Raw genomic sequence first — 14,410 nt, 5'->3', positions numbered from 1 at the left:
ATGTAACAGGGATATGACTATGACGATTCGCTTCCGCCGTAAGGCGCTGTTGCTCTCCATGCTGGCGCTGTCCGGTGCCGCTTCTGCCGCTGCCGTACCGCAGGTCACGGTGACGGTCACTGACAAGCAGTGCGAGCCGATGTCGCTCAACGTGCAGGCCGGTAAAACCCAGTTCATCATCAAAAACAGCAGCCAGAAAGCGCTGGAGTGGGAAATCCTCAAAGGCGTGATGGTGGTGGAGGAGCGCGAAAACATCGCGCCCGGCTTCAGCCAGAAGCTCACCGCCAACCTGGAAGCGGGTGAATATGACATGACCTGCGGCCTGCTCACTAATCCGAAAGGCAAGCTGGTGGTCAGCGGTGACAGCCAAAAAGCCAGCACCGGCAAGCCAGACGTGCTGCAGCTGGTCGGGCCGATTGCCGATTACAAAGTCTACGTGATGGCAGAAGTGAGAGCGCTGGTGGCCGGCACCAAAGCCTTTACCGACGCGGTAAAAGCCGGTGACGTGGAAAAAGCCAAAGCGCTGTATGCGCCGACGCGCGTGCACTACGAGCGCATCGAGCCGATTGCCGAACTGTTCTCTGACCTCGACGGCAGTATTGACGCGCGTGAAGATGACTTCGAGAAAAAAGCGGAAGATCCGAAATTTACCGGCTTCCACCGGCTGGAAAAACTGCTGTTCGCCGACAACACCACCAAAGGCGCGGACGCATTTGCTGACCAGCTGTATAAGGATGTGCAGGATCTGCAAACCCGCGTCAGCGAGCTGGCCTTCCCGCCGGCGAAAGTGGTTGGTGGCGCGGCGGGCCTGGTTGAAGAGGTGGCGTCCAGCAAAATCTCCGGTGAGGAAGATCGCTACAGCCGTACCGATCTGTCCGATTTTCAGGCCAACATCGACGGCGCACAGAAAATCGTTGATCTGCTGCGTCCTCTGCTGCAAAAAGCCAATCCGCAGCTGCTGGCGAAAGTGGACGCGAACTTTAAGAAGGTGGATGGCATTCTCAGCAAATACCGTACCAAAGACGGTTTTGCCTCCTATGAAAAGCTGACCACCAGCGACCGTAATGCGCTGAAAGGGCCCATCACCACGCTGGCGGAAGATCTCTCCCTGCTGCGCGGCACTTTAGGTCTTGATTAATCATGAGTAAAAAAAATGACGCGGCGCAACCGTCGCGTCGTCGTCTGTTACAGGGATTGGGCATGCTGGGTGGCGCGGCGGCACTGGGCGGCGGCTGTCCGTTCCATGCCGCCAGCGCGGCAGAGAGTTTCTCACCCGGCACGGTTGCACCCGATGCGCGCCAGCAGGCGCAACCGTTTTACGGCGCTCATCAGGCCGGCATCCTGACGCCGCAGCAGGCATCTATGATGCTGGTGGCGTTTGATGTGCTGGCCAGTGATAAAGCCGAACTGGAACGCCTGCTGCGGCTGCTGACGCAGCGCTTTGCCTTTCTCACCCAGGGCGGACCGGCGCCGGCGGTGCCCAATCCGCAGCTGCCGCCGCTCGACTCCGGCATCCTGGGTGCGGACATTGCGCCCGATAACCTGACCCTGACGCTGTCGGTGGGGCATTCACTGTTCGACGAGCGCTTCGGGCTGGCCGCGCATAAACCCAGCCAGCTGCAGACGATGACACGCTTTCCCAACGATTCGCTCGACGCCGCGCAGTGTCATGGCGACCTGCTGATTCAGATCTGCGCCAATACCCAGGATACGGTGATTCACGCGCTGCGCGATATCATCAAGCACACGCCGGATCTGCTGGCGGTGCGCTGGCGGCGCGACGGCTTTATCGCCGATCACGCTGCACGCAGCAAAGGGCGCGAAACGCCGATCAACCTGCTGGGTTTCAAAGATGGCACCGCCAATCCGGATACCCACAATGCGCAGTTGATGGACCAGCTGTTGTGGGTGACACCGGAACAGCAGGAACCGGCGTGGACGCACGGCGGCAGCTATCAGGCGGTGCGCATCATCCGTTTTCACGTTGAAATGTGGGACCGCACGCCGCTGGGCGAGCAGCAAACCATTTTTGGTCGTGAGAAGTTGTCCGGCGCGCCGCTGGGGATGCAGCACGAGCACGACGTGCCGGATTACGCCGGCGATCCGGACGGCGAAATTATTGCGCTGGATGCGCATATCCGGCTCGCCAATCCGCGCACGCCGCAAACCGACAGCAGCCTGATGCTGCGGCGCGGCTACAGCTATTCCTCGGGGATTACCGGGGCAGGGCAGCTGGATATGGGGCTGCTGTTCGTCTGTTATCAGCACGATTTAAGCAAAGGCTTTATTACCGTGCAGAAACGACTCAACGGCGAAGCGCTGGAAGAATATATTCGTCCCATCGGCGGCGGATACTTTTTTGTTTTGCCCGGCGTGGCGGACAAAAATCATTATCTGGGGCAGCCGTTGCTCGAAGTCTGATTAATTAATGTACAGCGCTTGTCCGCCGTTCGCGGTGCCAGGCGCTGCTGTTAAGCCCGCCTTAAATTTCTCCTGTCTCGCTGTCATGTCCGAATTTTCTGAAACAGTTTGTTAAGTGCTGAATTACCTATCTTACTGAATATTAATATTAATTTAATTTAAGCGCACCGGGCTGATGCAGCGCCACGCGGGTTTTCTTTGCCGTAAAGTAAAAATAGTGTTGCAAATCGGCGGAAATATGATGAACTTTAGTCATAGCGTTGTCAGTTGTGTGGCTAAGTCCACTGGAGTTCGCGCATGGCCCGGTCCTTATACGGACAGTTAAATACACTTCAGCTAGCGCAGTACGCTGTGGGGGATTGCCTCCCGCGTGAGAATCCTCTTCACTTTTCTTTTATCGCCTTCGAATTCTTTTCCGATGTTTACCGGTGCGCGGCAGCGTTTCGGCGTTGTTGCACACTTTTCTCACTGGCTCGATACGGCTTACAAGGAAGCCAACAAAACCTCTAAAGCGTTCAAATCATCGCCGCGGGTGATCCGCCGCGATAAATGAAACCAACTGTAAGGTGCCACTATGGGAAGACAGAAAGCAGTGATCAAAGCGCGTCGTGAAGCCCGCCGAGTGCTTCGCAGTGACTCTCGCAGTCATCGTCAGCGTGAAGAAGAATCGGTCACTTCGCTGGTGCAGATGGGTGGGCTGGATGCAATTGGCATGGCGCGCGATGTGCGTGACCGGTCACCAATTGAGGCCAGAAACGATGCTCAGGCGCACTATCTTAACGCCATAGAAACGAAACAGCTGATATTCGCGACCGGTGAAGCTGGCTGCGGTAAAACCTGGATTAGCGCTGCGAAAGCAGCCGAGGCCCTGATCAATAAGGACATCGAAAGGATCATTGTGACGCGCCCGGTTTTACAGGCGGATGAAGATCTCGGTTTCCTGCCAGGAGACATCTCCGAGAAATTCGCTCCCTATTTCCGACCGGTTTACGACGTTCTGGTTAAACGTCTCGGCGCTTCCTTTATGCAGTACTGCCTGCGACCCGAAATCGCCAAGGTAGAGATCGCGCCCTTCGCTTATATGCGCGGACGTACCTTTGAGAATGCGGTGGTGATTCTGGATGAGGCGCAAAACGTCACCGCTGCGCAGATGAAGATGTTCCTGACCCGCCTGGGCGAAAACGTCACGGTCATTGTCAACGGTGATGTCACCCAGTGCGACCTGCCCGCCAGCGTCAAATCTGGCCTTGCCGATGCGCTGGCGCGCTTCGAAGAGGATGAGATGATTGGCGTGGTGCGTTTCGGTAAAGACGACTGCGTTCGCTCGGCACTGTGCCAGCGTACGCTGCATGCTTACAGTTAACCTTGAAAAAATAGCTAATCTCAACCCGGCTGCGGCCGGGTTTTTCATTGCTATGCTTACGGGAAGAAAAAGGGCGGAAACGATGAGCGGAGAAAGTCATGCACTCTCTTGATGTGCAGGTGGTAAGGATGGCGCAGCAGTGGGCGGAAGCGCAGCCGGTGTGGCTGTGTACCGTGCTCAGCACGTACGGATCATCGCCGCGCCCGCCGGGCGCGATGATGGTGATTCGCGTCGATGGGCGCTACAGCGGTTCCCTTTCCGGCGGCTGCGTCGAGGAGAATTTTATCACCCGCGTTCAGCAGCAGGCGTTCTCTGCCGCCAGTCAACTGGTGCGCTACGGTGAGGGGGGCGACACACCTGACCGCGCGCTTCCGTGCGGCGGCGTACTGGATATTCTGGTCGAACGGTTGCCTGCAGGTGCCGCCACGCTGCGCTATTTACAGCAGCTGGAGGATGCGCTGACCGGCGCGCGTGCCATCACCAAACGTCTGACGCTGCCGCAGCCGTGTCACGCGCTCGAACCGGCGCCTTATACCCGTCGCACCCGCACCCAGGTCACTGACGGTGAAATCGTTCTGACCCTGAGTGCCGCGCCGCGCCTGATCCTTGCCGGACTCTCCAGCGTCGCCGTGTACTGTGCCAACTTCGCGCTGGCGCTGGGATTCGAAACCATCGTCTGTGAACACCGTGAAGAGGTGCTGAGCAATATGGCGGCCGAACTGGCGCCGGACGTCAAACTGGTGCAGCAGTTTCCGGCGGTGTATCTGGAACGCGAGGGCTGCCATGCCGCCACGGCGATCCTCTCGCTGACCCATGATGCGCGTATTGACGATCTCACCATGATGGAAGCGGTCAATCTGCCGGCATTTTATCTCGGTGCGATGGGCTCGCAGCGCAACAGCGCCAAACGCAAAGCGCGCCTGAGCGCGATTGCGGAGCTGACGCCAGCGCAGTTGCAGCGCATTCACGCACCGGTTGGGCTGGATATCGGTAGCAAAACCCCGGCGGAGATCGCGCTGGCAATCATGGCGGATATTGTGCGTCACAAAAATGGGTTAGCGGCAACGGATGCGCTTAGCCCGGTGCTCGCAGCGTCTGAATGATCACATCACTCACCCCACGAAAAACCCTGATGCACCAGGACGCCAGCAGACGGGCAAACGGCTATGCCAAATTTTCGCGCCGCAAATAATCAATAAGCTGTGCTTTATGTTTCATGATGTGATCAACGCTTGCGCTTTACCGGTAACATCTTATCTTCAGAGAAGCGTGTACAAACACCTGAACTGAGAAGGGGTATTTATGGCTAAGCGTCATTTGATTAAATCAATTGAAATTACAGCAATTATTGTCTTCGCGCTGGTGATCGCCTGGCTGGCCGTCACCGGCATCCTGTCATCAACCGGCCTCGATCATGCGTGGCCTTATCCACATCAATAACTGAGTCCGGCACCAGGGAAATCAATTACGCTTAAATATAAACAGAATAAATTATCTAACCTGCACACCCGTATCAGCGGCGACACCGTGTCAGCACACAGGGTTTTGGTGCCAGATTTGCCGCGTATAAATCAGCGACGTTCGGGAAAAGCGTTATGCTGTTATTCGAAGTCCGCATGGCGGCTGAACATGCTCTCGCTGGTTTCACCGCACTGATGCATGATTTCAAGCACCATGGCGTCACAGGTAATGAAGCAGAGTTGCTCAAAGGCCGAGCCCATTGGCTGCGAGAATCGTCCGGCGCTGCGTGCGTTATCGGTTTTAACGTTGCCGGGTAACACCAACACGCATTTGGCCAGTCTGCCGATGCCCGAATCTGCTTTCAGGGTAATCAGCGCCACATCGACACCGCGCTCAACGGCGTTCAGCGCCAGCGCTTTCAGGCTCGCGGTTTCGCCACTGCCAGAACCAATAATCAATAAATCGCCAGGTCTGGAGTGGGGTGACGAGATTTCACCCACCATGCTGACAGAGAAACCCAAATGCACCAGACGGTTAGCGAACGCGCGGATAGCAATGCCGCTGCGCCCGGCGCCCTGCAGGAAAATGTGTTTGGCGCTGCGAATCTGTGCGATCAATGCCTGCGCCTGGCTCTCGTCTATCTGCCGGGCGTTGTGGGCGAGTTCGGTAAGAATATGGGATACGTTTGACTGTACGGCCATGTTAACGCTCTCCCGTCAGGTAATGGTTCGTCCGTCTCATTAAACAGCGAAAAGAGTGGCCGGAACAGGGCCGGTGCTTTTTCAGTCTGGTCATCGCGCATTCCCTCTTAATTCAAAGACATCATCAGTGGATGAAAAGGATACCCTGCAGAATTTCCGGTAAGAGTACACGGTCCGCTGCCCACGCGATATTGCAGCGAAAGGGGATCTTTCGATTATGCGTCCTGTGGCACAAAAGCTGTGAGTGTGCAGAGTTGGTGGGCAGATTTGTGATGGATTGTGGCATCAAATGGGGTAGAGCAGTCGCCAGATCGCGGGGTCGGTACTGCAAGGAGAATAAAAGTGAAAAAGCTTCTGTCGATAGTCAGAGGCTTTCATGGCATCAAAGTGCACGTGCATTTCACGTGCATTTTTTTGCTGATTTTGTAAGTCTGTGTTTCTGTAATCAATTCACAAGCGGTTTTGTCCGCCTGAAGTCTTGTTACAAATGGTAGAGGGGATTGATGAGCTTCGCTCACCCTGCGGGCAGCGTCGCAGGCTCCGCTGTCCAACTGACATGCGCCAGTTGTCGAACCCCCAATCGGGGATTCTCATCCCCCCACGCCTGGAGAATATACAAATAAAAATGCCCAGCTATTAACTGGGCACTTTTATATAAATGATGGCGGTGAGGGGGGGATTGATGTCACTCGGCACATTCCTGTGCCTCGCCCTCCGGGTGGCTTGCAGCCATGCAAAACGGCTATCCTGCCGTTTTGTCACTTCGCTCACCCTGCGGGCAGCGTCGCAGACTCCGCTGTCCAACTGGCATGCGCCAGTTGTCGAACCCCCCATCGGGGATTCTCATCCCCCCCAGGTCGGGAGAATATACAAATAAAAATGCCCAGCTGTTAACTGGGCACTTTTATATAAATGATGGCGGTGAGGGGGGGATTCGAACCCCCGATACGTTGCCGTATACACACTTTCCAGGCGTGCTCCTTCAGCCACTCGGACACCTCACCACATTTTGTTTGCTGACCGCACTGGGTCAACGGGGCGCTACTATAGGGAGTTCAGCGATAAGGGTCAAGGGCTATTTTCTCCTTTTTTTCTATTCGCTTAACCTCTGCGCAGATTGCCTTAAGCCTCTCCACTTTGCCGGCTTTGTCATCAAAATATTCCTTAACTGACACAAAAGTGTCACCGCACTGTCGCAGACTTGTCGGCGGAAACATTTGGTTATATCTACGGATAAGGATGCTGATAAATGAAACGCTTACCTCTTTTCACGCTCTCTCTGCTGGCTTCACTCACCACCACGTCCGCGCTGGCAGAGAGCGCCAGCTATCAACGCGCCGCCACCGGCGATATCACCCAGCACGGCGGCGCGCGTCGCCTGAGCGGCGACCAGACCGAGGCGCTGAAAGCCTCATTGAGCAATAGCACGGCGAAAAATGTCATCCTGCTGATTGGCGATGGCATGGGCGATTCCGAAATCACCGCGGCACGCAATCAGGCAATGGGGGCCGGCGGTTTCTTTCCCGGTATTGATGCGCTGCCGCTCACAGGCCAGTACACCCATTACTCGCTGGACAAGAAAACGCATAAGCCAAACTACGTAACGGATTCTGCCGCGTCGGCCACCGCCTGGGCCACCGGCACGAAAACCTATAACGGCGCGATTGGTGTCGATGTCAACGGCACAGATCAGGTCACGCTGCTTGAGCTGGCGAAAGCAGCAGGCAAAGCCACCGGCAACGTCTCCACCGCAGAACTGCAGGATGCCACGCCGGCCGCGCTGATGGCGCACGTCACCTCGCGCAAATGCTACGGCCCGGAAAAAACCAGCGAGCTGTGTCCGGGCAACGCCCTGGAGCAGGGCGGGAAAGGATCGATCAGCGAGCAGCTGCTGCAAACCCGTCCCGACGTCACGCTGGGCGGCGGCGCCAAATCCTTCGCTGAGCGAGCTAAGGCGGGCGACTACCAGGGTAAAACCCTGCGCGAGCAGGCCGAAGTACGGGGGTTCCAGCTGGTCGATAATCTCGCCGCGCTGAATGCGGTACAGCAGGCGAATCAACAGACGCCATTGCTGGGGCTGTTCTCGGAGGGCAACATGCCGGTGCGCTGGCAGGGGCCGAAAGCCAGCTATCACGGTAACCTGGATAAACCGGTGGTGACCTGTGAGGTCAACAAAGATCGTCCGGCATCAATGCCAACCCTGGCGCAGATGACACAAAAAGCCATCGACCTGCTCAGCCACAACAGTCATGGCTTCTTCCTGCAGGTGGAGGGCGCGTCGATTGATAAGCAGGATCACGCTGCTAACCCCTGCGGTCAGATTGGTGAAACCGTCGATTTAGATGAGGCGGTGCAGGTGGCGCTGGCGTATGCGCGCGAGCACGGCGATACGCTGGTGGTGGTAACCGCCGATCACGCGCACAGCAGCCAGATCGTCGAAAACGGCACTAAAGCGCCGGGTCTGACTCAGGCGCTCAACACCAAAGATGGCGCGGTGATGACCATCAGCTACGGTAACTCGGAAGAGGATTCCCAGGAGCACACCGGCACCCAGCTGCGCATCGCGGCCTACGGTCCGCAGGCGGCGAATGTGGTCGGCCTGACCGATCAGACCGACCTGTTCTTCACGCTGAAGCAGGCGATGGCACTGAAGTAAGCGCGTCAGTGCGGGCGGATGCGCAGCACCAGCAGCCCGCCCAGCACCAGTCCGCCAGCGGCCAGCAGCAGCGCGGGGTGCAGGGAAGCAAAAATCTGCACGCTGGCAGCGGAGATCAGCGGCCCGATTAGCTGACCAGTGGCATAGCCTGACGTCAATATCGCCACGGTTTTTGCCACGCTGATATTGGAGACGGCGCGCGCCAGTTGCATCGACAGCTGCATAATCGAAAGAAACCCCAGCCCGACCATCACCGTCGAGATCAGCAGCCCGCTCACGCCCGGGATAAGCACGCCACTGGCCACGCCCAACCCCTGCAGGACCATAACCCACGCCAGGCTGAGGCGCGTATTCAGGCGCGCTGAAAACAGCATAATCAGCACCACGCCAGCCACTGCGCAAAGTCCAAACAGCGGCCAGAAAAGCGCTGCCAGCTGACCCTGAGCAAACAGGCTGTGCGCCATTTGTGACAGAAACGTCGCGGGCAAAATGTAGCCGAAACCGGCCAGCGTATAGGCCAGCCATAGCTGTTTTACCGCGCGACCTAGAGCCGCCGACGCACTTTCCCGCTGCCGGGCGGGGAGCGACGCGGGCAGCGCGCGCCACAGCAGCAGCACGCCAGCCAGCGCTACCACGCCGTAGAGTTGCCAGGCACGATCGTCATTCAGGTCTAACCGGGTGATAAGCCACGCCAGCACGCCGCTCAGGGTGATGCCGGCTCCCGGGCCGGCAAATACCGCGGCGGACATGCGCGGGGCCTGCTGCTGTGCCAGCACCATCTGCGTCCAGGAGGTGACGATAATCAGGGCCCAGGCACCACCGATACCCGCCACCATACGGAACAGGCACTGCAGCACCCAGGCATGACTAAAGCCGGAGAGCAGAGTCACCAGCGCGGTGGCCAGCAAACCGGCCTTCAGGTAGCGCGCGTGATGGGCGGTGATCCGGCTTACGTGCAGTGCGCCCAGCAGGTAGCCGATGTAATTCATCGCCGCCAGCACGCCAGCGCTGGAGAGCGTCAGGTGACCGTTGGCGATCATCAGCGGGATCTGCGGCGTGAGTGAAAAGCGGCCGATACCCATTACCACAATCAGGGTCACCATGCCGGTGAGCATGGTGATCAGGCTCACCCGGGTGTGCCGGACTGCTTGCCGTCCGGCGGAAACTGAATCTGCTGACATACTTTGCTTTACTCCGCTGAGATACCTTACTCTGTCCGGTGATAGTAAATGTCAATCAGTCAGTGAAAAATGGGGTGGTTTATCCTATGACTACAGGTCATACCCAGGCCGTAAAATCGCGTGGTGAAGATGTGAAAAACTTCCTTACCCGCCAGCGCGCGCGTATTGATCCGCAGATCTATGGCTTCAGCCGGCAAAACCGGCGCGTCAGCGGACTGCGGCGCGAAGAAGTGGCACAGCTGGCGGCGGTTAGCGTCAGCTGGTACACCTGGCTCGAGCAGGGTCGCGACATCAGTATTTCGCCCGCCGCGCTACAGCGCATCGGCAAAGTGCTACAGCTCTCGGTCACCGAGCAGGAGTATCTTGAAGCGCTGGTGTTTGGTAACGCACATTCGCAACCCTTCAGCCATGAATTGCCGCCTGAGGTGAGGGCGATGGTGGATGCGCTGGACCCGCATCCGGCGTTTGTGCGCCGCGCCAACATGGATATTGTCTACTGGAATCCGGCGGCGCAGTCGCTGATTGTCGACTGGGCGGCCCTGCCGCCGGCGGATCGCAACTCGCTCAAGCTGATGTTCATCAGTGAAGCCTACCAGCAGCGCATTCATGGCTGGGAAGAGGCGGCGCGCCATACGCTGTCGGCGTTTCGCGCCGGTTATGCCGCCAGCAATCAGGCGCAGGAATTCGAAGTGGTGATCGAGGATTTGCTGGCGCGCAGCGCCGGGTTTCGCACGCTGTGGAATGACCATGATGTGGGGAAAATCGGCGCGGGCAATAAAACCCTGATTGATGTCGAGGGCAGGATGCAGACATATACCTTTACCTCGCTGCAAATTGAGCAGGCACCGGGTATGCATCTGATCTTCTATCTGGCGCATTAGCGCGGCGTGCGTAGGTCGGGCGCACGCCGCCGGGGAGATTACAGACCGCGCTGTGCCATCAGGCGCGCGAGGTCAACCAGACGGTTGGAGAAGCCCCATTCGTTATCGTACCAGGCAAGGATCTTCACCAGGTTGCCACCAATCACCAGCGTCGATAAGCCGTCGATGATCGATGAACGCGCATCGCCCTGATAATCGCTGGAGACCAGCGGCTCATCGCTGTAGCCGAGGATACCCTGTAGCGGACCCGCAGCAGCAGCGGCTTTAAAGGCGTCATTCACCTCTTCGGCCGTCACGTCGCGTTTCAGCGTCACCGTCAGATCCACCACCGAGACCACCGGCACCGGCACGCGTAGCGAGTAACCGGTTAAGCGGCCTTCCAGTTCCGGAATCACCCGGCCGAGCGCTTTAGCCGCGCCGCTGGAGTACGGCACAATCGACAGCGCCGCCGCACGCGCGCCGCGCAGATCTTTCTCTGGCTGGTCATGCAGCGCCTGACTGTTGGTATAGGCATGGGTAGTGTTCATCAGACCGTGCTCAATACCAAACGCCTGATGCAGCACCTGCGCGGCGGGCGCCAGGCCGTTAGTGGTACAGCTGCCGTTGCTCACCACAAAGTGCTGCTGCGGATCGTAGCGCTGGTCGTTGACGCCCATCACAATCGTCAAATCATCATTTTTGCCCGGCGCAGAGATGATGACGCGTTTGGCGCCGCCGTGCGTGATATGCACCGCGGCCTTGTCACGCTCGGTAAAAAAGCCGGTGGCTTCGATGACAATATCCACGCCCACGTCACGCCAGCGAATATTGGCCGGATCGCGCTCGCTGAACACCCGCACTGGTTTGCCATCAATGCGCAGCTCGCCGTCGCCAGCGCTGACTTCTGCCGGCAGCCGACCCAGCAGAGAGTCGTGCTTCAGCAGATGCGCCAGCGTTTTGCTGTCGGTGAGATCGTTAATCGCCACAATATCGATGTCGCTGCTGCCCAGCGCGGCGCGGAATACGTTACGTCCGATACGGCCAAAACCGTTAATGCCTACCTTGATCATGACTGACTCCTTAGTGAAGTTACTGCAGTCACTGTAGGCCTGGCGGGCACTGGCGTAAACGACAAAAAAGGATCACTTTACGCCATTTTGCGGCTGTGAAAGCGCTGGCGATATTCGTTGGGCGTGAGATGCAGCTGGCGCTCGAAGCTGCGCCGCAGGTTGATGCTGCTGCCAAAGCCGGTGGCGGTGGCGATGCGTTCCAGCGTCTCGCGCGTCTGCTCCAGCCGCTCGCGCGCCGCCGCCAGCCGCGCTTCTGCCACATAGCGCGCCGGTGAAACGCCGGTTTCGCGGCTGAACACGCGGGTAAAGTTACGCGGGCTCATCGCCACCTGGGCCGCCAGTTTCTCCACCGACAGGTCTTCCGCCAGATGGGCGGCGATCCAGCTCTGCAGCTGAGCAATCGGCCCCGACTCGCTGACGGACTGCAGGTGAAAGCGGCTGAACTGCATCTGGCCGCCGGGACGACGCAGATACATCACCATATCCTGCGCGATGTCGCGCGCCACGCTGAAACCAAAATCTTCCTCTACCAGCGCCAGCGTCAGATCGAAGCCGGAGCTGACGCCGCCAGAGGTCCAGATAGGGCCGTCCTGGATATACAGCGGGCCGCCTTCAACCTGCACGCGCGGATAGCTGGCCTGCAGCGTGTCCAGCAGACGCCAGTGGCTGGTGGCGCGCCGGCCATCCAGCAATCCCGCCTCCGCCAGCAGCATCGCCGCACCGCATATTGACACCACGCGGCGCGCCTGCGGGGCAGCCAGCTTAATCCAGTCCACCACCATGTTGCGTTCTTCAGGGTTATCACCGCGGCCGGTAATCATGATGGTGTCCCAGCGTTCGCGCGGATCGAGTTCAGCCAGTTTGAGGTCGGCGAGCAGATTGAGGCCGGACTGGCCGTGGATCACCTGGTGCGGCTGCGTGGTTGCAATGCTGATACGATAGCGTGCGCCAGCCACGCCCACCGGCAGGTGCAGGTTGGCGTGCATCAGGATGTCGGCGATACCCGCCGCTTCGAACAGCATGCCGCCGTCCGGGACAATAATCAGAAAGGTTTTCATGGCGTAAAATGTACCTGCGCCACGAAAGAAGTCAATGTACTATGGGCGATCAGGCGCGCGAGCTGAATACCCGGCCGCGGCCATCAGACGGGGCATTTCCGGCGGCACCGTACAGGCGCTGATCGGCTCCGGCCTGTTGCAACAGCTGATTGAGCTGCTGCGTTTTGCTGCGGTGCATCTCCAGCAGCTGATGGACGCGCTGGTTATGCTGGTTGTTAGCGTGCACCTGCTCAAGCACCTTGCGCCACTGCGCCGCCAGCGCGCTGTCGGTTGCGTAAGGCGCCGCGACACCCTCAGCCTGTTCACCGGCACGGCGGCAGTCGTCATAGTGCTGTAGCGTCGCCAGCAGCTGACTTTTGCTGTCGGTGAGTAATTGCAGCGAGACCGGATTGATCTGGCTGCGGTTGAGCTGCGCCACTTCCTCTTTTAATACCAGCGCCAGTTCGGCCAGTGCGGTCTGCATCTGCTGCAGCACGCTGCTCAGGGTGTCCCCGGTGGTCGTCATCGTACTTATCCGTTAAACATTTCATCGACCAGCGCGGCAGCGATCTGGTCGGTATCAAGGGTATAGCTCCCGTCATTCAGCGCGGCACGCAGCGCATCCAGACGGGCGCTGTTGATATCGCGGCTGTCGTCTGCGGTGGCCTGCCGGGCGTAGCTGCTCAGGCTGACGTGATCGTCACTGCTGCGTACGCTGCGGGGTTCGGCACGCTCGCGCGCTGACGGTGCGGTGCGCAGGTCGGCCAGCGTGCTGATGCTCTGTACCGGCGACGTGGTTTGCGTTCTGTCAATGCTCATAGATAGGTCCTGTTTTTTCGCGGCTTTACTGTTTCTATCGGGGCAAACGAAAAAATCTAAAATTTATTACGGCAGGCTGAGTAAAATTTTTCCGTCCGCACTCACCACGCCCTGCACGCGCTGACCGGCGGCGGTTTTCACCGCCAGCGTCTGGCCGACCGCCGCGTTATTCAGCGCCTTGCCTTTGCTGCGCAGGCGAAAGCCCTGACCCTGCGCCACGATATCGACCTCTTCTCCCTGACGAATACGCCAGCTGCGGCGCAGCTGGCCCTGGGTCAGAACCTGTCCCGCAGCCAGCGCGCGCAGCGTGACCTGACCGACCAGCGCCTGCTGCTGTAACAGTGCGCCGGGCGGCAGCGCGTTGAGATCGCCAGAGACGCGGCGCAGATCGTCTGCGCTCAGCGTTTCTCCCGGGGCCAGCGCGCGCTGCGCCACATACCAGCTGCCGGTGGCGCTGACCTCAACCTGCAGAAAATAACGCCGGCTGCCGCACTGCGCGGTCAGCGTGCGGTTACCCACCATCCGCGCCGGCTGGCCGGCTGCGCTGAACTGCGGCGCGGCGCACAGCGTATCCAGCGCCTTACCACGCGACAGCAGCCGTACCTGCTGGTGTACCGCCACGTCTGCGGCGATCGGCTGATGCTGCTGCACCCAGATGCTGAGCTGGTTTTCCAGCGTGCTTTGCGCTGAAACCAGCGGGGCGCAGCACAGCAGCGCCACCGTCAGCGCCAGAGGTGGTGAAGGAAACGGATTCATCGCGAAATAACCTGAAAAAAGAGGACGCCAGTATAAAGCAACCGCCGCTTAATGAATGGCGGAATATGGTCGCACTTCTGCGGTT

14 protein-coding genes and 1 tRNA gene are annotated in these 14,410 nt (G+C 58.8%); 7 read left to right on the top strand and 8 right to left on the bottom strand.

The genetic code is table 11. The features are described from left to right. The first annotated feature begins 19 nt into the window (after positions 1-19). From efeO to KOL70_RS06885, 5 genes are all read left to right on the top strand, one after another. Positions 20-1,138, top strand: coding sequence for an iron uptake system protein EfeO (gene efeO / locus KOL70_RS06905; RefSeq protein WP_215480436.1), 1,119 nt, complete (start codon positions 20-22; stop codon positions 1,136-1,138). Positions 1,139-1,140: 2 nt separating this feature from the next. Further along, on the top strand, positions 1,141-2,421 hold the full coding sequence (gene efeB, locus KOL70_RS06900) for an iron uptake transporter deferrochelatase/peroxidase subunit (RefSeq protein WP_215480435.1): 1,281 nt from the start codon (positions 1,141-1,143) through the stop codon (positions 2,419-2,421). A gap of 574 nt (positions 2,422-2,995) precedes the next feature. Next, the gene (gene phoH / locus KOL70_RS06895; RefSeq protein ID WP_021509913.1) at positions 2,996-3,784 is read left to right on the top strand and encodes a phosphate starvation-inducible protein PhoH; all 789 of its coding nucleotides are present in this window, start codon (positions 2,996-2,998) and stop codon (positions 3,782-3,784) included. A 98-nt stretch (positions 3,785-3,882) separates the two neighbouring features. Beyond that, a complete protein-coding gene (locus KOL70_RS06890) occupies positions 3,883-4,887 on the top strand; it encodes an XdhC family protein (RefSeq protein WP_215480434.1) in 1,005 nt (334 codons plus the stop codon). Positions 4,888-5,086: 199 nt separating this feature from the next. Then, the gene (locus KOL70_RS06885) at positions 5,087-5,224 is read left to right on the top strand and encodes a hypothetical protein (protein WP_193718013.1); all 138 of its coding nucleotides are present in this window, start codon (positions 5,087-5,089) and stop codon (positions 5,222-5,224) included. Positions 5,225-5,385: 161 nt separating this feature from the next. Here KOL70_RS06885 and hxlB read toward each other — a convergent pair whose 3' ends face one another. Both hxlB and KOL70_RS06875 read right to left on the bottom strand, forming a co-directional pair. After that, complete coding sequence (gene hxlB, locus KOL70_RS06880; protein WP_215480433.1) at positions 5,386-5,946, bottom strand: 6-phospho-3-hexuloisomerase; 561 nt, start codon at positions 5,944-5,946, stop codon at positions 5,386-5,388. A 916-nt stretch (positions 5,947-6,862) separates the two neighbouring features. Further along, positions 6,863-6,950: transfer RNA gene (locus KOL70_RS06875), tRNA-Ser, on the bottom strand. A gap of 245 nt (positions 6,951-7,195) precedes the next feature. On the opposite strand from KOL70_RS06875, the gene phoA reads away from it, so the two are divergent. Then, the gene (phoA, locus tag KOL70_RS06870) at positions 7,196-8,602 is read left to right on the top strand and encodes an alkaline phosphatase (RefSeq protein ID WP_215480432.1); all 1,407 of its coding nucleotides are present in this window, start codon (positions 7,196-7,198) and stop codon (positions 8,600-8,602) included. Positions 8,603-8,607: 5 nt separating this feature from the next. On the opposite strand, the gene KOL70_RS06865 is transcribed toward phoA, so the two are convergent. Then, positions 8,608-9,783, bottom strand: coding sequence for a YbfB/YjiJ family MFS transporter (locus KOL70_RS06865; protein WP_215480431.1), 1,176 nt, complete (start codon positions 9,781-9,783; stop codon positions 8,608-8,610). 86 nt (positions 9,784-9,869) lie between these two features. Between KOL70_RS06865 and KOL70_RS06860 the strand changes: the two genes are divergently transcribed. After that, on the top strand, positions 9,870-10,664 hold the full coding sequence (locus KOL70_RS06860) for a helix-turn-helix transcriptional regulator (RefSeq protein ID WP_058757432.1): 795 nt from the start codon (positions 9,870-9,872) through the stop codon (positions 10,662-10,664). Positions 10,665-10,702: 38 nt separating this feature from the next. On the opposite strand, the gene gap is transcribed toward KOL70_RS06860, so the two are convergent. The 5 genes from gap to flgA all read right to left on the bottom strand — a co-directional run bounded on the left by gap (position 10,703) and on the right by flgA (position 14,325). Beyond that, positions 10,703-11,713, bottom strand: a complete 1,011-nt coding sequence (gap, locus tag KOL70_RS06855) for a type I glyceraldehyde-3-phosphate dehydrogenase (RefSeq protein ID WP_058757433.1) — start codon at positions 11,711-11,713, stop codon at positions 10,703-10,705. A 77-nt stretch (positions 11,714-11,790) separates the two neighbouring features. Continuing rightward, entirely contained in the window at positions 11,791-12,771 is a 981-nt protein-coding gene (locus KOL70_RS06850; RefSeq protein WP_058757529.1) for a GlxA family transcriptional regulator, read from the bottom strand. A 49-nt stretch (positions 12,772-12,820) separates the two neighbouring features. Next, the gene (locus KOL70_RS06845) at positions 12,821-13,276 is read right to left on the bottom strand and encodes a flagella synthesis protein FlgN (RefSeq protein WP_215480430.1); all 456 of its coding nucleotides are present in this window, start codon (positions 13,274-13,276) and stop codon (positions 12,821-12,823) included. A 5-nt stretch (positions 13,277-13,281) separates the two neighbouring features. Further along, a complete protein-coding gene (gene flgM / locus KOL70_RS06840; RefSeq protein ID WP_058757435.1) occupies positions 13,282-13,569 on the bottom strand; it encodes a flagellar biosynthesis anti-sigma factor FlgM in 288 nt (95 codons plus the stop codon). A 66-nt stretch (positions 13,570-13,635) separates the two neighbouring features. Then, on the bottom strand, positions 13,636-14,325 hold the full coding sequence (gene flgA / locus KOL70_RS06835; RefSeq protein WP_215480429.1) for a flagellar basal body P-ring formation chaperone FlgA: 690 nt from the start codon (positions 14,323-14,325) through the stop codon (positions 13,636-13,638). Between the last annotated feature and the right edge of the window lie 85 nt (positions 14,326-14,410).

The organism is Pantoea sp. B270, assembly GCF_018726825.1.
In the GTDB taxonomy this organism is placed as follows: domain Bacteria; phylum Pseudomonadota; class Gammaproteobacteria; order Enterobacterales; family Enterobacteriaceae; genus Pantoea; species Pantoea dispersa.
Note: the sequence above shows the minus strand (reverse complement) of the source record. Positions and strands in the feature narration are given on the sequence as shown.